This window comes from Streptomyces clavifer, assembly GCF_036345975.1.
In the GTDB taxonomy this organism is placed as follows: domain Bacteria; phylum Actinomycetota; class Actinomycetes; order Streptomycetales; family Streptomycetaceae; genus Streptomyces; species Streptomyces clavifer.
On the sequence record NZ_CP107793.1, the window covers coordinates 6,980,097 to 6,998,521 of the forward strand.

Genomic DNA, 18,425 nt, shown 5'->3' on the forward strand with positions numbered 1-18,425 from the left:
GGGCGGTACGGCCGGACGTGTGGACTCGGCAGGCGCGGGCAGCCGCACGGGGAGACGGTGGAGATGAGATCCACGCGCACGTTTCGCCCGCTGTTGGAGGCTTGAGATGACGCACCCCTTCCCCGACCCCGTACCGCCCGCTCCGACGCCCCCGCCCGTTCCGGGCCCTCCGACGCCGGTGCCCTCCCCGCCGCCCGTGCCGCCGGGCCCCGTACCGCCCGGTCCGGCGCCGGACCCGATCCCGCAGCCGCCGGGCCCGAATCCGGACCCGGCGCCCGAGCCGGAACCCTCGCCCCAGCCGACGGGGTGAGCCGCCGGGTCGCGGGAAGGAGCCGCCGAGGCGGTCCTATCCCGCGGCCAGGGCCGCGTTCGCACGCTCCGTGACCGCTGTCAGGACCCGTCCGGCCGTGGCCAGGTCCTCGGCCGGCAGATCCGCGTAGAGCAGGGCGGTGATCCGGGACGTCCCGGCCCGGATCCCGTCCTGGAGTGCGCGCCCCGATGCTGTGAGCTCCACACGAGTCCCGGCGTGCGTCAGCAGACCCGCCGCGATCAGTGAATCGATCACCTCTCGGGCGGCCTCCGCGTCGATCTTCAGTGTGCCGGTCATAAGACCGGTGAGCAGCTCCCGCTCCATGGCTCCGTCGCCGTCCGCGGTCGCGTTGAGTGCCACGGCCTGGTGGAACGTGGTCCCGGACTCGGTCAGCAGACCGTCGAGCACGGCCCGGGTGGCGTAGTGCGCCCGGCCGATGATCTGGCCGTTGACGGTGGTGGTAGTGGTCATGGCTGCTCCTCGGGGTGCGATGGCTCGTTCAGCAGTGCGGTCAGTTCCTCGACGAGCGACTCGGTGCCCGCCCCGCCGGCCCCGCCCAGCGGCGCCAGCAGTCGGTCCATGAGCTCCCGCACGGCCGCGACAGCGCGCACGGCGACCGCCTCTCCCTCGTCGGTGAGGGCCAACCGGACCGCTCGGGAGTCGGCAGGGTCGGGCGCGCGCTCGACGAGGCCTGCCGACTCCAGGGAACGGGCCAGTTTCGACACGTACAGGGGCTCAAGGCCCGTGTGGTCCGCGAGCCGGCGCTGGCTGGGGTGCACGCCGGCGGTGTGCATGCCCAGGAGTGATCCGATCAGCGAGTACTGCGCATGGGTCAGACCCAGAGGTGCGAGTGCTCTGTCCACGGCGACGCGCCACTTCATGGAGAGGCGCCAGACGAGAAAGCCGGGCGACGGTCCTTCGGGGACGCTGCTCAGGGGTGGGCTGTCCATGGAAAATAAAGTACATGGATATTATGTACATGGCTACTAAATACGTACTCTTACATGGTTGCCGACCCCAATCCCGTGAGGGCGCCGGCGTGACCCAGCCCGCTCTCCTCCGCGACCGAGTCCAGCGACTGCGCGTCGCGCACCGGGACGAAACGCACATCGTCTCCGTCTCCGCCGTGGCCCCCCGCGAAGCCGTACACGGCGGGCCGGGGCAGGCTGTTGTAGGCCCAGTGGGTGGAGAAGTAGTACGCGCCGGTGTCGTACAGGACGACGTAGTCGCCCTCCCTCAGCTCGGGGAGCTCGCGTCCGTGCGCCACGACGTCGCCCGCGAAGCAGCAGGGCCCCGCGATGTCCTGGACCATGGCCGGACCGCTCCGCGGGCGTCCCTCCGCGTCGAACGCGCCGACCCGCAGCGGCCAGGCCTCGGGCATGAAGACCGTCCGGGTGGCGATCTGCGCGCCCGCGTGGGTGAGTGCGATGCGGGTTCCGCCCGCGTCCTTCGTGTACTCGACGCGCGCCCCGATGAAGCCGTTCTTGGCGAGCAGGGACCGGCCGAACTCGGTGACCAGGTCGTAGCGGCCGTCGAACAGCCCCGGAGCCGCAGTCCTGAGCGCGGCCACGTAGTCGCTGAACGAGGGGCGGACCTCGTCGTCGGCGAAGTTGACCGGCAGGCCGCCGCCGATGTCGAGGCTGGTGATCTGCCGGGCACCCACCGCCCCGTTGATCTCCTCGGCCAGCCGGTACGTCTCGGCGATGCCCTCCGCGATGAGCTCCAGCGGGCAGCCCTGGGAGCCGACATGGGCATGCAGCCGGGTCATCCAGGGCCGCTCGGCGAACGCCCGTACGACCTGCTCGCGGGCCCCCGGATCGCGCAGGGCCACGCCGAACTTCGAGGTGGGCGTGGCCGTGCTCATCGCTCCGATGGAGCCGCCCCCCACCTGGGGATTGATCCGCAGGCCGACGACCGACCCCGATCCGGCCGGGCGGAGCTCCTCGATGCGGCGGAGCTCGTCGAAATTGTCGGCGTTCACGGCCACGCCGAGGGCCAACGCCGTGCGCAGCTCCTCCCGGGTCTTGGCGGGGGAGTCCAGGACGATCCTCTCCGGCGCGAAACCCGCCTCGACGGCGAGCCGCAGCTCGCCCGGACTCGCCACCTCGCAGCCCATGCCGCAGTCGGCGAGCAGCCGGAGCACCGGCACGAGCGAGGCGGCCTTGGCGGCGAACGTGTGCAGAACCCGCACGCCCGGCACGGCCGCGAAGGCGTCGTGCAGCGCGGTGACGGAGCCACGCACCCCGTCGGCGTCCAGGAAACCGGCGACGGGCTGCTCCTCGCTGAGCAGTCCCTCCGCCACGGCCCGGCGGACCGTGGCGTCGAAACGGGTGGAGGCCGCGGAGGACGGGGACCCGATGGTGTTCGAGGGAAATGTAGTCATACGGCCATTGTCCGCGAGGGCGGCCGCGACGATCAGGAGGGTCCCTTCACGCGATGAGGGGGACCACGGCTTCCGGTGTCAGCATCCGGAAGGTGAATGCCTGCTGGAAGTAGAGCCGGATGCTCGTCGCGTCGTGATCGAGGTAGCCGATCGACAGGTCCTGGCCCAGGCACAGCTCGAAGTCGCCGCCACGGGTGGACAGCAGTACCCCGCCGGTGACCGCCGGAGCCCACAGGATCGGTTCGTCCAGGAGCCGGGCGAGGTGTGTGGCGACCGGGTAGCCGTGGTCGGAGGTCTCGGTGGCCTCGGTGTAGGCGTCCGCGCCCAGCAGCAGCCGGTACGGACCGTCGACACCGGCGAGCCGCAGCCGGGTCAGGGCCTGGCTCACCGCGGCCGGGTAGTCGCGCGCGTCGGCGGGCAGGGGCAGCGGCTCGTGCGAGGAGCCGTCCCGCAGACCGGTGATGCCCGCCGCGGCGTACCCGTCGATGAGCGCCATGTCCTCGGCGAACGCGCAGGTGCGGGCCGCGTCCTTGACGGGTTGCCAGTCGCTGTCCTCGGAGCCGCGCTCGACGTCGTCGACGGCCGCCCGCGTCACGGTGAACGGCACCCGCCACTCGATGACAGGCGACGCGGTACGGGCGCGTGCGAACACGTCGGGCGTCGGCGGGTCGATGTCGCGCAGGTGTCCGTCGCCGATCGCCGCCAGCCCGGGTCCCTGCGGGTCGCTGACGTCCACGACCCGGCGTCCGGCCACATGACGGCTGAAGGTCCGGGTCGCCTCCTCCTCGATCTCGTCCCAGGCGGCGGCGGTGACGGGAGCCAGTTCGCGGTGGAGGTTGTTCATCGCTGAGCGCTTTCTCGCAGGCTGCCGATCCGCAGCGAACCGTCGCTCACCACCGCCGGGACCGGGGCGCAGGGCTCCGGGACCGCGGTCGTTCCGGCAGGGGAGGGCGGAGGTGGAGGGGCGTCGAGGAAGTCGGCGCGGGGGGCGTGGAAGAGCGTGCCGGTGACCGCCGTGGAGAAGTCGAGAATGCGGTCGTGGGTGCCGGGCGGGCTGCCGAGGAACATGTTGCGCAGCATCTGCTCGGTCACCCCGGGGTCGGCCGCGTACCCGATGAAGTAGGTGCCGAACTCGCCTTTCCCGAAGGTGCCGAACGGCATGTTGGCCCGCAGGATGTCGTGTTCGGTCCCGTCGGGGTCGGTGATGGTGTTCAGGGCGACGTGGGAATCGGCGGGCTTGACGTCGTCGGCGAGCTCGGTGTCCGTGAACTTCGTACGGCCGATGACGCGTTCCTGCTCCTCGGTGGGGAGCCGGTTCCAGCCGCCCAGGTCGTGCAGGTACTTCTGCACGACGACGTAACTCCCGCCGGCGAACGCGGGATCGCCCTGCCCGACCAGGGCGGCGGCCCGGGCCCGGTCCCCGACCGGGTTCTCCGTCCCGTCGACGAACCCGAGCAGGTCCCGGTGGTCGAAGTAGCGGAAGCCGTGGACCTCGTCCACGATCCTCACCGCGTCGCCGAGCCGGCCGAGCAGCTGGGACGCCCACTCGTAGCAGACGTCCATCTGCTCGCCCCGGACATGGAACAGCAGATCGCCCGGGGTGGCCGGTGCATGGTGGCGCGGGCCCCGCAACTCCTGGAAGGGGTGGAGGCCGGCCGGACGAGGACCGGAGAACAGCCGGTCCCACGCCTCCGAGCCGAAACCCGTCACGCACGCCAGCCCGGCGCTCGGGACGCGGAAGCCGATCGAGCGGGCGAACGCCGCGATATCGGGCAGCACCTCACGCACGGCCGACTCGCCGCCCGGTTCGATCGTGGCGACCAGGACCAGTGCGGCGCTGGTCAGCGGGGCTACGACGGGCTGGACCGAGACGGGATCCGGGACGGCGTCGGGCATGCGCGCACTCCCTGTGTGGTGGCCGGGACTCCCTGCCAGTCATCCACACCCCTGCCCCGGACGCACTCCGGGCGGTCCGGCCGGGCGAGAGCCCCGCGCCTCGAACCGTGCGGGATTCCGTCGTCCGGCCGGGCGAGGGCCCCGCAGCGGCAGGCCGCGCGCGGGGCCCTCGCCGCCGTCAGCCGGCGGTGGTCTCCGACCGGTCGCCGCCCCAGAGCGTGTGGAACGAACCCTCGCGGTCGGTGCGCCGGTAGGTGTGGGCCCCGAAGAAGTCCCGCTGCCCCTGGGTGAGAGCCGCGGGCAGCCGGTCGGCACGCAGGCCGTCGTAGTACGAGAGTGCGGCGGCGAAGCCGGGCGTCGGCACCCCCTGCCGCACGGCCTCGGCGACCACCCCGCGCCAGTCGTCCTGTGTCGCGCCGATCTCCTGGGCGAACTGCTGGTCGGACAGGAGGCTCGTCAGATCGGGCCGGCTGTCGTACGCCGCCCTGATCCGGTCCAGGAACGCCGCGCGGATGATGCACCCGGCGCGCCAGATCGAGGCTACCGCGCCGAGGTCGATGCCCCAGTCGTACGCCTCGCTGCCGGCCCGGATCTGGTGGAAGCCCTGGGTGTACGACACGATCTTGGACGCGTACAGCGCCTGCTCCACCCGGTCGGCGAAAGCCGCGGCCTCCTTCTGGCCCAAGGGGGCGGGCGAGGGCCCGGGGAGGCCGCGGGCGGCCTCCCGCAGGTCCGCGTGCCCGGACAGGGAGCGGGCGAAGACGGCCTCGGCGATGCCCGACACCGGCACGCCCAGGTCGAGTGCGATCTGCACCGTCCACCGGCCGGTGCCCTTCTGCTCCGCCCGGTCCTGCACGATGTCGACGAAGGGCTTGCCGGTGGCCGCGTCCTGGTGGGCGAGCACCTCTGCGGTGATCTCGATCAGGTAGGAGTCGAGGCGGCCGGTGTTCCAGGAGCGGAACGTCTCGGCGATCTGTGCGGGGGAGTATCCCGCGACCGACCGCAGCAGGTCGTACGCCTCCGCGATGAGCTGCATGTCCGCGTACTCGATGCCGTTGTGGACCATCTTCACGAAGTGGCCGGCGGCATCCGGGCCGATGTGGGTGGTGCAGGGGGTGCCGTCCTCGGCCACGGCGGCGATCTTCTCCAGCATCGGGCCCAGTGAGGCGTACGACTGCTCGGAGCCGCCCGGCATGATGCTGGGCCCGTTCAGGGCGCCCTCCTCGCCGCCCGAGATGCCCACGCCGACGAAGTGGATACCGCGCTCGCGCAACTCCTTCTCGCGGCGGCGGGTGTCCTCGAAGTGGGCGTTGCCGCCGTCGATGATGACGTCGCCCTCCTCGAGGAGCGGGGCGAACTCCTTGATCACGGCATCGGTCGGCTCGCCCGCCTTCACCATGATCACCAGGCGGCGGGGGCGCTCCAGGGCGGCGACGAACTCCTGCGGCGTGTGTGCGGCGACGAAAGTGCCCTCGTCACCGAACTCCTTGACCAGGGCGTCCGTCTTTGCCGTGGTGCGGTTGTGCACGGCGACGGTGAAGCCGTTGCGGGCGAAGTTCCGGGCGAGGTTGCGGCCCATCACCGCGAGTCCTGTGACGCCGATCTGCGCAGTGCCGCTCATCTGTGTGCTCCTGCAATCTGTTCGGTGGTGACGGAGGGTGGCCGGTCAGGGATACGGGTGCCGGGAGTGGTGCGTTCAGTACGAAGGTTCTTCCCCGAAAAGGTCCTCCTCCTCGGGGATCACATGCATCGCCGCCTCCTCGGCGGACGCCGCCGCACCGTCGATCCCGACGTCCTGGGCGGTCAGCGTGGCCGGCACATGGCCGTCGCCACCCTGGGTGAGCCGTCCGGCCCGGTCGGTGCCCACTTCCGTGTCGTAGAGCTCTCCGTCGCCCTCCGCCAGATCCCCTGGTCCGTCGGCGGACGCGGCGTTCTCGGGGACTTCCCTGGTCAGACGGCTGTCCAGGGACTCGCCGGTGTGCTGTTCCGCTGCGGTGGTGCCCTCGTCGTCGACGGCCCACGGCCGGTCGGGCGGGGAGTACCCCTCGTCCAGGACGTCGGTGATTCCGGTGGTGTCGAGGGTGTCCTCCAGGTCGAGAAGATCAGCGGGGTCCGAGGCCTCCGGTTCCTGAGGCTGGTAGACGTCGTCCCCCCGGTCGGTGTCGGTCATGGCGTGTCCTTTCGGTCCGGGGGTGGACGAGGCTGTCGCCTCGTCGCGGACGCCGGGGTCGGTCGCGCCCGTTCCGGGTCCCTGTACGCAATTCCACTCCGGTCCTGCCGGTGGCGCAACGGAAGAAGGTCGTCAACGGTTGTGACGGGGTTTTAGATGACAATGAAAATGATTATCGATAGCGTGTGTCCGGTCGGGTCGGTCGGCCCCCTCCGCGGGGCCGGCCTCTGCCTGCCCGCATTCCCAACGGCACTGTGAGAAGGGGGAGCTCGTGGCTCACCTGTTGGTGGTCGAGAGCTGGGTCGGATCGATGAGCAGGTTGCTGCCCCGGGCCCTGGGGGAGGGGGGCCATCACTTCACCTTCCTCACCCGCGACCTGCAGCACTACCTCCGCTCCGCACCCGAGGGGACGGAGCATCCGCTGCTCACCGCACGCAACGTCGTCACGGCACCGACCAATGACGTCGGCACGCTCCTTCCGCAGGCGGAGCGCCTGCACGAGGCGCTCCGTTTCGACGGAGTGATCACCTCCTGCGACTACTACCTGCCGACGGCCGCCCGCATCGCCGCCCGGCTCGGCCTGCCCGGCCCCGCCGCCGAGGCGATGGAGAACGCCTGCCGCAAGGACGCCACCCGCCGCATCCTGGACGCCGCCGGGCTCCCGGGCCCCCGCTTCGCGGTCTGTGCGGACGCGGTCGCCGCCGCCGAGGCCGCGCGCGCCATCGGATACCCGCTGGTGGTCAAGCCGGTCGACCTCTGCGCGGGCATGCTCGTGCGCCGCGTGGACGACGAGACCGAGCTGGCCGCCGCCTGCGACGCCCTGGCGGGCTTCCCCGTGAACGCCCGGGGTCAGCTGCGCACCCCGCACATCCTGCTGGAGGAATTCCTCCGGGGGCCCGAGGTGAGCGTCGAGACCGTGTCGTACGCGGGCACCACCCACGTCGTCGGAGTGACCGACAAGAGTGTCGGAGGGGCACCCGCCTTCATCGAGACCGGCCACATGTTCCCGGCCGCCCTCGGCCCGGACGACCTCGCGGCCGCCACCGGAACAGCCCTGCGCGCCGGAGCCGCCCTCGGGCTCGACGACGTCGTGGCGCACACCGAGATCAAACTGACCCCCGACGGGCCCCGTGTGGTGGAGGTCAACCCGCGGCCCGCGGGCAACCGCATCACCGAGCTCGTCCGCCATGTCACCGGGATCGACCTCGCCGCGGCCTGCGTCGACGTGGCCCTCGGCCGGGAACCCGACCTCCGGCGGCGCGACACCGGGCTGCGCAGTGCGGCCATCGGATTCCTCGTCCCCGAGGCCGCGGGCACGCTCGCGTCCGTCGAGGGCGCCGCAGGGATGCGGGACGCCGACGGCGTGCTGGAGGTGCAGATGGCGGAGCCCGGACGGAAGGTCGGGGCGGCGGACAGCAACAACGCCTACCTGGGGCACGTCATGGCGGGCGACGCCGCCGGGCTGGGCGCCCGGGACCGTGTCGAGTCGCTGCTCGCCGCAGTGCGCCCCAGGCTGGTGCTGTCGTGAACGCCGGCGCGCGCACGGACGGCCGCACGCTCGACGGGCTCGTGGACCGGGCCCTCGCGGGGGAGCTGGGCCCCGACCCGCGGACCCGCCGCATCGCCGTCGCCTTCACGACGTCCCAGGCCGTCCGGCACGACGGGCGGAGCGGGGGATACCGCAACGAGGTCCTCAGCCTCCGCCTCGACCGGGCCGTCGGCTCCTGTTCCGTCGAACCCGGCTCCCTGCCCGCGGGGACGGTCGAGGACTGCGCCGGAGCGGAGGTGGCCGGGCTCCTCGACCACCCGCTGACGGCTGTGCGGGTCGCGGCGCTGGACGCCTATCTGATGGACGTCACGCCGCACGCCCCGGCCCACGGGGCGGAGCCGGTGACCGTCCCCGCCGGTACCTCGCTGGAGAGGTCCCGGGCGCGGGCGGCGGCCGTCGTCGAGCTGCTGGACGCGGTCGCGCCCGGTGGCACCGTACTCGTCGTCGGAGTCGTCAACTCCCTCCTCGCCGAGCTGCGTTCGCGCGGACACGTGGCCCTCCCGTGCGATCTGAAGGGTGGCACCACCGAGTGGGGCGAGGCCGTCGGCACGGATGCCCTGGCGGAGATGGGGCGGTGCGACGCCGTGCTGGCCTCGGGCATGACGCTCGGCAACGGGACCTTCGATCCGCTGCGGCAGCACGCCCTGGAGTACGGCAAACCGCTGGTCATGTTCGCCCAGACCGGCAGCGCGGTGCTGCCCCGCTTCCTCGGGGCCGGCGTGAGCGCCGTGTGCGCGGAGCCCTATCCCTTCTTCTGGCTCGACGGCGGACCCGGCACCATCCACCGCTACCGCGCGGACGACGGAGGCACCCCGTGACCACGGCATCGCTGCACAGCCTCGCCCCCAACCGCGAACTGCTCGCCCTGCTCGGCCGCACACCGCTGGCCAGGATCACGACCGGGCTCCCCGGCCCCCACCCCGGCTTCTGGGCCAAGCTGGAGGGGCACGCCGTCGGCGGCATGAAGGCACGGGCAGCCGTGTCCATGCTCCTGGGCGCCGAGGAACGCGGCGAACTGCTCCCCGGGGCACCGGTCGTTGAGTCGACCTCCGGCACCCTCGGGATAGGGCTCGCCTTCGCAGGACAGGCCCTCGGCCACCCCGTCGTCCTGGTCGGCGACAGCGAACTGGAGCCGTCCATGCGTCAGTTGCTGCGCGCCCACGGGGCCAGACTGGAGCTCGTGGACCGCCCGGCCCGCCGGGGAGGCTGGCAGGGCGCGCGGCTGGAACGCCTCCGCGACCTGCTCGGCCGGCTCCCCGGCGCGTACTGGCCGGACCAGTACAACAACCCCGACAACACCGCCGGTTACGCCTCGCTCGCCGCCGAACTGGCCACCCAGCTCGACCATCTGGACATCCTTGTGTGCAGCGTCGGCACCGGCGGACACAGTGCCGGAATCGCCGGACCGTTGCGCAGGCACTGGCCCGGCCTGCGCCTGATCGCCGTCGACTCCACCGGTTCCACCATCTTCGGCCAGCTGGCCGCACCCCGGCTGATGCGCGGACTCGGCAGCAGCATCCACCCGCGCAACGTCGCCTACGACGCCTTCGACGAGGTGCACTGGATCGGCCCCGCCGAGGCCGCGGACGCCTGCCGGCGCCTCGCCCGGGGCAACTTCGTCAGCGGCGGCTGGAGCACCGGCGCCGTCGCGCGCGTCGCCGCGTGGGCCGCCCGCACCCATCCGGGGGCCGCCGTCGCCACGGTCTTCCCCGACGGGCCGCACCGCTACCTCGGCACGGTCTACGACGACGACTTCGCCACCGCCCACGGACTGGACCCGGACCTCGCGGCGACCGGCCCCGTCGACCTCCCGCACCCGCGTGCCGCCCAAGCGGGCGGCTGGGCCAGGTGCACCACCGTCACCGACCCCCTCGCAGAACATCCGGAGAGGCAGCCGTGAAGGTCACCCAGCACACCGTGCGACTCGTCCTCACCGAGCCGCTCCGCATCTCGCGGTCGACCATGGCGGCCCGTGACGCCGTGCGGCTGACCGTCACGCACGAAGGGCTGAGCGGGCACGGGGAGGCCGTCACCAGCGTCTTCTACGGCCTCGACACGCCCGCCCTGCAACGGCTCCTCACGGGAGCCGCCGAGTGCCTCGCCCGCTTCCCCGGACCGGAGACCGCGCTGCACGCCCTGCGCGTCGGCGAACTCACCGCCCCGGACACCCCCGCGGCGGTGACCGCCGCCGTGGAGGCGGCGCTCCTCGACCTGGTCGGCAAGCGCACCGCCACCGCCGTCCACCGCTTCCTCGGTTCTGCCGTCGCCCCGCGGGTCGCCACGGCCCGCACCATCTCGCTGACCTCCCCGGGCCGGGCGGCTGCCCACGCCCGCCGACTGGCCGGGGCGGGATTCTCCGTCATCAAGATCAAGGCGGGCGACCGGGACGAGGAGGCCGACCTGGACCGGGTACGCGCCGTCCACGCGGCGGCGCCTGAGGCCCGCCTCCTCCTCGACCCGAACGGGGCCTGGACCGCCGGGCAGGCACGGGCACTGCTGCCCCGGTTCGCCGAACTGGGCGTCGAGGCCGTGGAACAGCCCCTCGCGCCCGGCGACCCGGAGGCCCTGGCGCGCCTCGCGGCCCGCTCGCCCCTGCCCGTCATCGCGGACGAGGACGCCGTCACCTACGAGGACGCGTGCCGGCTGGCCGGGCGCGTCCAGGGGATCAACGTCAAACTCGCCAAGTGCGGCGGAGTCCACGCCGCCCTAAGGATCGCCGCGCTGATCGAGGGCAGTGGCACCGATCTGATGCTCGGCTGCCTGACCGCCAGCACCCTCGGTATCGCACCGGCCGTCCACATCGCCGACCGTGCCCGCTGGACCGACCTCGACGGGCACCTCCTGCTCGCCCACGACCCCTGGTCGGGGATCGGCGGCGGTGACGGCTTCGTGAGCGCGTCCGCACAGCCGGGTCTCGGCGTACGACCCCGTACCGCCGCATCCGGACCCGGTACGGCGGGCGCCGGGCCACGTGCCGCCGAGGATGCCGAACAGACCGGACCTCGTGACACCGGGGCCTGGGACGTGGCGTCATGAGGACCTGGGACGAGATCCGCAGCTTCCCGCTCGCCATCCGCCTCCTGCTGGTCAACCAACTCGGCGTCAATACCGGCTTCTACCTGCTCATCCCCTACCTCGCCACCCACCTCGGCGACAACCTGGGCATGTCGGCCGTCGTCGTCGGCGTCGTGCTCGGCGTACGCAACCTCAGCCAGCAGGGCCTCTTCCTCATAGGGGGCTCCGCCGCCGACCGGCTCGGAGCCCGCGGCGTCATCATCGCCGGCTGCGCGGTACGCACCGTGGGATTCGCCCTGTTCGCCCTCGGTGACGGACTGCCGGTCCTGCTCGCCGCATCCGTGCTCAGCGGAGTGGCCGGGGCCCTGTTCAACCCCGCCGTCCGCACCTACCTGGCGCAGGAGGCGGGGGAGGAGCGCAGGGCCGAGGCGTTCGCGCTGTTCCAGGTCTTCGCGACCACCGGCGCCCTCATCGGCCCCCTCCTGGGCAGTGCCCTGCTCCTCGTCGACTTCCGTGCCTCCGCGCTCACCGCGGCCGGGATCTTCGCCGTTCTCACCGTCGCCCAGGCCCTGGTGCTGCCCGCCAGGGACGTGCCACCGGCCAGGGGCACGGTCGTCGCGGACTGGCGCGAGGTCGCCGGCAACCGTGCCTTCGTCCTGTTCGCGCTGGTCATGGTCGGCATGTTCACCCTCGAGAACCAGCTGTACCTGCTGCTCCCCGACGGAGCGCGGCAGGCCACCGGCTGGGACGGCGCGGCCGGACTCGTCTTCCTCGTCGGCACGCTCGCCGGCCTGACCCTCCAGATCCGTCTCACCCGCGCGCTGAAGCGGCGCGGCAGCCGGGCGTGCTGGATCGCCGCCGGACTGGCCCTGATGGCGCTGGCCTTCGTACCGCCCATGCTGGTCGCCGGGACCGGCGCGCCTCCGGCCGGGCCCCTGGACGCCGTGCTGCGCGCCCTGCCCGTACTGGCCGGTGCGCTCCTGCTCCACCTGGGGATCATGACCGCGCAGCCGTTCGTCATGGAGCTGATCCCGGGTTTCGGCCGGTCCGAGCTGACGGGCACGTACTTCGGCGTCTTCTACGCGGTCTCCGGCGTCGTGGCCGCCGTCGGCAACACGGCCGTGGGCTGGGCCATGGACGAGGCGCAACGCGGCGGGGCGGGCAGTGCCGTCGCGCTCCTGCCCTGGGCCTGCTGCCTGCTCCTCGGGCTCGCCTCCGCAGGCGGAGTGACCTGGCTGCACCGCGTCGGCACCCTTCCCCCGGCACACCGCGCACCCGTACCGGTGACGGCGTGAAGGGCAGGCAGGGAAACCTGCTGACCGACCGCCCCGAGCTGTACGAGGCCCGTTTCCCCGACCCCGCACAGCTCGCCGGGCGCTGGGCCGAGGACTGCCTGCGGCGGTACGGGAGCGGTCCCGCCGTCCTGGACCTCGGCTGCGGCACCGGACGCGACGCCGCGTTCCTCCACCGCGCCGGACGCCGGGTCACCGCCGTCGACCTCTCCGCGACGATGCTCGCCCATGCCCGCGTCCACCACCCCGGACCCGTCTACGCGCGGGCCGATCTCAGCGGGTTCGATTTCGGACAGCGGGCCTTCGACGCCGTGGTGTGCCTCGACAGTTCGCTGTTGTACTGCCACACGAACGAGCAGCTCGACGGATTCCTGACGTCCTGCCGCCGCGCCCTGGTGCCCGGCGGCCTGCTGGTCGCGGAGATGCGCAGCGGCGCGTACTTCCTCGGCCGGGACGAACCTTCCGCCACCCCCTCCGTCTCCGCCTTCACCTGGAACGGCACCACCTACCGCTCGACCACCGTCCTGCACCTGGACCGCGGCGCGCAGCTCCTGCGGCGCACCCGCAACTGGACCGCGGACGACGGCACCCCGCCCGTCGAGGAGCGGTCCGCGTGGCGGCTGCTCTTCCCCCAGGAACTGCGCCACTTCCTCGGCCGCCACGGCTTCGACGTCCTCGGTCTGTACGACGGCCCGGGGCCGCGCACCGAACCACCGTGGCAGCCCGGCGCCGTGCCGGGCAGCGAGGCCGACGGCGACCGGCTCCACCTCGTTGCCCGCTCCACCCATCAACAGGAGATCAACTGTGTCCGATCCGACTGACTCGTCGACGCGTTTCCCCGCCCTGCGCAGACGCGGCTTCCTCGCGGCGGCAGGAGGCGCGGCCGGCCTCGGCGCACTCGCACTCGCCGGGTGCTCCGGCTCCGGTCCGGCCACGAGGGACGCCGGCAAGGACGGCGGCGTCCCGAAGCGCGGAGGCCGGCTGCGCGCCGCGTTCGCCGGAGGCGGCGCGAGCGAGACCCTGGACCCGCACCTGGGCAACCTCTTCGCCGACGCGGCCCGGAGCAAGGCCCTCTTCGACAAGCTCGCCGACTACGGTGCCGACCTGTCCGCGGAGCCGCGGCTGGCCGAGAGGTGGGAGCCGAACGCCGCGCTCGACCGCTGGACGGTCACCCTGCGGAAGGCCGGCTTCCACGACGGGAAGCCGGTCACCGCCGCCGACGTGCTGTACAGCTACCGGCGCATCGCCGACCCGGCGAAGGCGTACCGCGCCCGCGCGTCCCTCGAACCCATCGACCTGAAGGCGAGCCGTGCCACCGGGGCGCGGTCCCTGGAGTTCGTACTGAAGCGGCCCACGGCCGAATTCCCCAACATCATGGCCGCGTTCGGCACCTACATCGTGCCGGAGGGCGCCACCGGGTTCGACAGCGGACCGGTCGGTTCGGGACCCTTCCGCTTCGTCTCCTTCACCCCCGGGCGCTCCACCGTCCTGCGCCGTCACGAGGAGTACTGGGACGGCGCACCGCACCTCGACGAGCTCGAATTCGTCATAGCCAACGAGGAGTCCGCCCGGATCAACGCCCTTCTCGGCGGGCAGGTCGAGTACGCGCACGAGCTCAACCCCGCCACCGGCCGAGCCCACGAGAAGGCCGGCAGCATCGAGATCGTCCGGCTGCCGAACAGCGCCATGCAGGCCTTCGCCATGAAGACCGACCGGCCGCCCTTCGACGACCCCCGGGTGCGCGAGGCGTTCTTCCACATCGCCGGACGCGAGGAACTCGTGGACGGCGCCCTCTCCGGCGCGGGAGAGATCGGCAACGACCTCTTCGGCAAGGGATACGAGTACTACGCGGACGAACTCCCGCAGCGCGAACAGGACATCGACCGTGCCCGCCACCTCCTGAAACAGGCCGGCGCGGAAGGCCTGAAGGTCACCCTGGACACCTCGGCCGTCGCGGCGGGCTTCACCGAGGCGGCCGGCATCTTCCGCGACCAGGCGGCCCGCGCCGGGGTCACCGTCGAGGTGCGGATGGGCAGCAAGGACTCCTACTGGAAGGACATCCTCGACTCCGGCACCCTGTGCTGCTACCGCTCCGGGGCCATGCCCATCGAGTCGCACATCTCCCAGCGACTCCTCACCGACTCCACGACCAACGCCACCAAGTGGCAGGACAAGGGCTTCGACACGCTCTACCAGCAGGCCCAGTCCACCAAGGACAAGGCAGAGCGGGGCGCGCTCTACGGCCGGATGCAGCGCCGGCTGCACGCCGAGGGCGGCTTCCTGGTCTGGGGCTTCGGGGACTGGATCCTGGGCGTCGCGCCCTCAGTCCGGGGCGTCGCACGCGAAGCGCCCGCCAACACCCTGGACTGGGCGCGCTTCGACAAGGTCTGGCTGGCGTGAGCGGACTGCGTTCCTGGATCGCCCGGCGGCTGCTCCTCGGCGTGGCACAGACCGTGGCGGTCGTGCTGCTGGTCTTCGTGCTCACCGAGGCGCTGCCGGGCGACGCCGCCGTGGCCTTCGCCGGCGACCAGCCCGACCCGGAACGCATCGCGGCCGTCCGTGAGGCGATGGGACTCGACCGGCCCGCCCACATCAGGCTGGGGGAGTGGGTCGGAGGGCTGCTGCACGGCGACTTCGGGACCTCCCTCGCCTCGGGCCGTCCCGTGTCCGGCTTCCTCGCGGACGGTTTCGGGCCCACCGTGCTCCTCGCGACCGTCACGGTGCTGCTCCTGGTACCCGTCGGGGTCGGCCTGGGGGTCCTCGCCGCCCGCCGGGAAGGGCGGTTCACGGACCGGCTGATCAGCTCGGCGACCCTGGGGGTCTACGCCGTCCCCGAATTCGCCCTCGGAGTCCTGCTGGTGACCGTCTTCGCCCTGCGGCTCGGCTGGTTCCCGCCGACCGCGGTCGGCTACGGAACCGACCTTCTCGCCCATCCGGCCGCACTCGTCCTGCCCGTCCTGGTGCTGCTGGCGCGGCCGGTCTGCTCCCTGTCACGGCTGGTGCGCGCCGGAATGATCGACGCGCTCGCCGCCCCGTACACCGCCCACGCACAGCGGTACGGGATCCCCGGCTTCCGCGTCCGTTACGCCCATGCCCTGCCCAACGCCCTCGCCCCCGCCACCCAGCAGCTCGCTCGCACCGTCGACTGGCTGCTGTGCGGCGTCGTCGTCGTGGAGGCACTCTTCGTGATCCCCGGACTCGGCACCGTCCTCATGAACGCGGTGGCGGACCGCGACATCCCCGTGGTGCAGGGGCTGGCCGTGGTCTTCGGCCTCGCCACCGTCGTCCTCAACCTCGGCGCCGACCTCGTCACCCACCGCCTCGCACCGAGGTCGGGGGTGGCGGCGTGAAGCGTCCGGGGAGGTATGCGGCCGGGGCGGCCGTCGCAGGGGTGCCGCTCGCCCTGGCCGTGCTCGGTCCCTTCTTCGTGGGCGAACCCGGGGCCCGCGCCGCCTCCTTCACCCCGGGCGGCGGCCACTGGCTCGGCACGGACTTCGTCGGCCGTGACGTCCTGGACCAGGTGCTGCTCGGCGGCCGGCCCGTGGTCCTGGTCGCGCTCGCCGCCACGGCCCTCGCCTATCTCGTCGCCCTGCCGGTCGGGCTCGTCAGCGCCCTCACCCACCGCAGGTGGCTGGAGGAAACCCTGATGCGGCCGCTGGACGTGCTGCTCGCCGTGCCCTCGCTGCTCATGCTCCTGCTGGTCGCCGCGGCCTTTCCGCCCGGTGCCGTCGGACTCGCTCTGCTCGTCGCCCTCGTCTCCGTCCCGGACGCCGCCCGCATCGTGCGCGCGGCGGCCGCGGAGGCCGCCTCCCGGCCGGCCGTGGAGGCGCTGCGGATGCAGGGCGAGAGCTGGTGGCGGCTGGCCGTCGGCTACGTAGGGCGGTCCATCCTGCGGACCCTGGCCGCCGACGCGGGGATCCGGCTGACCGGAGCGCTCTACCTGGTGGCCACCGCCGCGTTCCTCGGCATCGGGGTCGCCCCCGACGCCTCCGACTGGGCCGTGATGGTCGACCGCAACCGGGCCGGGCTGTTCATCCAGCCCTGGGCGGTCGTCGTGCCGGCCCTGCTCATTGTCGCGCTGACCATGGGCAGCAATCTGCTCGTCGACGCGGCCATGGAGCACCGTGCCCCGGCCGGCCGCACCCCGCGTGACCGCGTCCGGAGCGAACCGGCCCCGCGCGCCCCCGTACCGCCCCGGAAAGGCAGACGTCCATGAAGCAGGACCCCGTGCTCGCCGACATCGACGGGCTGACCGTCGAGGTCGACGGACAGGTGCTCGTCGACCGGGTCGGCCTCCGTATCCGGCCCGGCACCGTGACCGCGCTGGTCGGCGCCTCCGGCAGCGGCAAGACGACCACCGGTCTCGCCCTGCTCGGCGAGTACCCCGCGGGAGCCCGGGTCACGGGGGAGGTGGTGGTCCACGGCAGGATCGGCTTCATCCCCCAGCACCCCGCGTCCGTCCTCAACCCGGCCCGGCGCGTCGGCGCCCTGCTGCGCGACATGGCACGGCAGCAGGTGCGGGACCTGCCCCGCACGCGGCGTCGCGCGGCGGCTCGGCAGCGTGTGGCCGAGGCGCTCGCGGACGCGCAGCTTCCCGACGCCGCCGAACTGCTGCGCCGGTACCCGCACCAGCTGTCCGGTGGCCAGCAGCAGCGCGTCGTCCTCGCACAGGCCCTGCTGCTCGGTGCCCGCGTCCTCGTCGCGGACGAACCCACCACCGGGCAGGACGCCCTGACCAAGCGCCGTGTCGTCGACCAGCTGGCCTCGGTGGCGCGCAGGGGCATCGCCGTCCTCCTGCTGAGCCACGACCTCGACGTCGTACGGGAGCTCGCCGACGAGGTGGTGGTCATGCGCGGCGGGCGCGTGATGGAGAAGGGCCCCGCGCACAAGGTCCTGGAGAACCCCGTGCACCCGTGGACCCGGGAACTCCTCGCCGAGCCCCGGACCGTGCCGTACGCGGAGGAGGGGCGTGCCGGCACGGAGGTGCTGCGCGTCGACGGGCTCGTCGCCCACCACGGGGCCGGCGGCAGCCGGGTCCCCGTACTGCGGGTGGCCGGGCTCACCCTCCGTACGGGCGAATGCCTGGCCGTCGTAGGGCGCTCGGGCAGCGGCAAGACCACCCTCGCGCGGTGCCTCGCCGGACTCCACCGCGACCACCGGGGACAGGTCCTGCTCGACGGCGAACCGCTGCCCCGCAGCCTGCGCGACAGGAGCCGGGAGCAGCTCGCGGCCGTGCAGTACGTCTTCCAGGACGCCCGGGCCGCGTTCGACGGACACCGTCCGGTCCTGGACCAGGTGGCGCGCACAGCGGTGCGGCTGCGCGGTGCCGGCCGGGAGGAGGCGACGGCGGAGGCCCGGCGGACCCTGGCGGACCTCGGACTGGGCGACGACCTCGTCCGCAGGCTTCCCGGCCTGCTGTCCGGCGGCGAGCTCCAGCGTGCCGCCCTCGCCCGGGCCCTCCTGGCCCGCCCCCGGGTACTGGTGTGCGACGAGATCACCTCCGGGCTCGATCCGGTCACCCGGCGCTCCCTGCTGGATCTGCTCACCGTGCTGGTCCGGCAGCGGGACGGGCTCTGTGTCGTGCTGATCACGCACGACCTGGACACCGCCGCCCCGGCCACGCGCATCGCCGTCCTGGACGGCGGCGAGGTGGTGGAAGTGGGGGACAGGGAACAGATCCTGACCGCTCCGCGGCACCCGTTCACCGTCGCCCTGCTCAGGGCCTCCACGCGCCGGGGATCCGCCGTCCGCCCCTGAAGCGGAATCCGGACCACCCATACGGACGTACACTCGGCCCATGCGCCGCACCA

17 protein-coding genes are annotated in these 18,425 nt (G+C 72.9%); 10 read left to right on the forward strand and 7 right to left on the reverse strand.

What is annotated here, in order from left to right:
- Nucleotides 1–346: 346 nt before the first annotated feature.
- From OG927_RS30235 to OG927_RS30265, 7 genes are all read right to left on the reverse strand, one after another.
- A complete protein-coding gene (locus OG927_RS30235; protein ID WP_124280368.1) occupies nt 347–781 on the reverse strand; it encodes a hypothetical protein in 435 nt (144 codons plus the stop codon).
- Nucleotides 778–1,245 carry a MarR family winged helix-turn-helix transcriptional regulator gene (locus OG927_RS30240; protein ID WP_330321368.1) on the reverse strand — a complete coding sequence of 156 codons (468 nt, stop codon included), beginning with the start codon at nt 1,243–1,245 and terminating at the stop codon, nt 778–780. Before OG927_RS30240 ends, OG927_RS30235 begins: the two co-directional genes overlap by 4 nt.
- Nucleotides 1,246–1,310: 65 nt before the next feature.
- Nucleotides 1,311–2,693, reverse strand: a complete 1,383-nt coding sequence (locus OG927_RS30245) for a type III PLP-dependent enzyme domain-containing protein (RefSeq protein ID WP_330321117.1) — start codon at nt 2,691–2,693, stop codon at nt 1,311–1,313.
- Nucleotides 2,694–2,739: 46 nt separating this feature from the next.
- On the reverse strand, nt 2,740–3,537 hold the full coding sequence (locus OG927_RS30250) for a family 1 encapsulin nanocompartment shell protein (protein WP_056800248.1): 798 nt from the start codon (nt 3,535–3,537) through the stop codon (nt 2,740–2,742).
- A complete protein-coding gene (locus OG927_RS30255; RefSeq protein ID WP_056800244.1) occupies nt 3,534–4,589 on the reverse strand; it encodes a Dyp-type peroxidase in 1,056 nt (351 codons plus the stop codon). Before OG927_RS30255 ends, OG927_RS30250 begins: the two co-directional genes overlap by 4 nt.
- Nucleotides 4,590–4,767: 178 nt before the next feature.
- Nucleotides 4,768–6,210 carry an NADP-dependent phosphogluconate dehydrogenase gene (gndA, locus tag OG927_RS30260; RefSeq protein ID WP_056800241.1) on the reverse strand — a complete coding sequence of 481 codons (1,443 nt, stop codon included), beginning with the start codon at nt 6,208–6,210 and terminating at the stop codon, nt 4,768–4,770.
- A gap of 75 nt (nt 6,211–6,285) precedes the next feature.
- Nucleotides 6,286–6,759: a DUF5709 domain-containing protein gene (locus tag OG927_RS30265; protein WP_330321118.1), complete on the reverse strand. Its 474-nt coding sequence runs from the start codon at nt 6,757–6,759 to the stop codon at nt 6,286–6,288.
- A gap of 271 nt (nt 6,760–7,030) precedes the next feature.
- Here OG927_RS30265 and OG927_RS30270 point away from each other — a divergent pair, with 271 nt between their 5' ends.
- From OG927_RS30270 to OG927_RS30315, 10 genes are read left to right on the forward strand one after another with little or no spacing between them, the layout of a single operon-like run.
- Nucleotides 7,031–8,287, forward strand: coding sequence for an ATP-grasp domain-containing protein (locus OG927_RS30270; RefSeq protein WP_330321119.1), 1,257 nt, complete (start codon nt 7,031–7,033; stop codon nt 8,285–8,287).
- A complete protein-coding gene (locus OG927_RS30275; protein WP_056800230.1) occupies nt 8,284–9,126 on the forward strand; it encodes a hypothetical protein in 843 nt (280 codons plus the stop codon). Before OG927_RS30270 ends, OG927_RS30275 begins: the two co-directional genes overlap by 4 nt.
- A complete protein-coding gene (locus tag OG927_RS30280; protein WP_330321120.1) occupies nt 9,123–10,208 on the forward strand; it encodes a PLP-dependent cysteine synthase family protein in 1,086 nt (361 codons plus the stop codon). The genes OG927_RS30275 and OG927_RS30280 overlap by 4 nt, the downstream gene beginning before the upstream one ends.
- Nucleotides 10,205–11,344, forward strand: a complete 1,140-nt coding sequence (locus OG927_RS30285; RefSeq protein ID WP_209471754.1) for an enolase C-terminal domain-like protein — start codon at nt 10,205–10,207, stop codon at nt 11,342–11,344. The genes OG927_RS30280 and OG927_RS30285 overlap by 4 nt, the downstream gene beginning before the upstream one ends.
- A complete protein-coding gene (locus OG927_RS30290; RefSeq protein ID WP_056800221.1) occupies nt 11,341–12,618 on the forward strand; it encodes an MFS transporter in 1,278 nt (425 codons plus the stop codon). Before OG927_RS30285 ends, OG927_RS30290 begins: the two co-directional genes overlap by 4 nt.
- Nucleotides 12,615–13,436 carry a class I SAM-dependent DNA methyltransferase gene (locus OG927_RS30295; protein ID WP_330321121.1) on the forward strand — a complete coding sequence of 274 codons (822 nt, stop codon included), beginning with the start codon at nt 12,615–12,617 and terminating at the stop codon, nt 13,434–13,436. The genes OG927_RS30290 and OG927_RS30295 overlap by 4 nt, the downstream gene beginning before the upstream one ends.
- Nucleotides 13,420–15,015, forward strand: coding sequence for an ABC transporter substrate-binding protein (locus OG927_RS30300; protein WP_056800212.1), 1,596 nt, complete (start codon nt 13,420–13,422; stop codon nt 15,013–15,015). The genes OG927_RS30295 and OG927_RS30300 overlap by 17 nt, the downstream gene beginning before the upstream one ends.
- Entirely contained in the window at nt 15,012–15,965 is a 954-nt protein-coding gene (locus OG927_RS30305; RefSeq protein ID WP_056800209.1) for an ABC transporter permease, read from the forward strand. The genes OG927_RS30300 and OG927_RS30305 overlap by 4 nt, the downstream gene beginning before the upstream one ends.
- Nucleotides 15,962–16,831 carry an ABC transporter permease gene (locus tag OG927_RS30310; RefSeq protein WP_056800206.1) on the forward strand — a complete coding sequence of 290 codons (870 nt, stop codon included), beginning with the start codon at nt 15,962–15,964 and terminating at the stop codon, nt 16,829–16,831. Before OG927_RS30305 ends, OG927_RS30310 begins: the two co-directional genes overlap by 4 nt.
- Complete coding sequence (locus OG927_RS30315; protein ID WP_330321122.1) at nt 16,828–18,372, forward strand: ABC transporter ATP-binding protein; 1,545 nt, start codon at nt 16,828–16,830, stop codon at nt 18,370–18,372. Before OG927_RS30310 ends, OG927_RS30315 begins: the two co-directional genes overlap by 4 nt.
- Nucleotides 18,373–18,425 lie beyond the last annotated feature (53 nt).

Excerpts from the sequence above, each read along its gene's own strand:
- gndA (WP_056800241.1), bottom strand. The coding sequence starts at position 6,210 with ATGAGCGGCACTGCGCAGATCGGCGTCACAGGACTCGCGGTGATGGGC.
- OG927_RS30235 (WP_124280368.1), bottom strand. The coding sequence starts at position 781 with ATGACCACTACCACCACCGTCAACGGCCAGATCATCGGCCGGGCGCAC.
- OG927_RS30265 (WP_330321118.1), bottom strand. The coding sequence starts at position 6,759 with ATGACCGACACCGACCGGGGGGACGACGTCTACCAGCCTCAGGAACCG.
- OG927_RS30245 (WP_330321117.1), bottom strand. The coding sequence starts at position 2,693 with ATGACTACATTTCCCTCGAACACCATCGGGTCCCCGTCCTCCGCGGCC.
- OG927_RS30250 (WP_056800248.1), bottom strand. The coding sequence starts at position 3,537 with ATGAACAACCTCCACCGCGAACTGGCTCCCGTCACCGCCGCCGCCTGG.
- OG927_RS30290 (WP_056800221.1), top strand. The coding sequence starts at position 11,341 with ATGAGGACCTGGGACGAGATCCGCAGCTTCCCGCTCGCCATCCGCCTC.
- OG927_RS30255 (WP_056800244.1), bottom strand. The coding sequence starts at position 4,589 with ATGCCCGACGCCGTCCCGGATCCCGTCTCGGTCCAGCCCGTCGTAGCC.
- OG927_RS30315 (WP_330321122.1), top strand. The coding sequence starts at position 16,828 with ATGAAGCAGGACCCCGTGCTCGCCGACATCGACGGGCTGACCGTCGAG.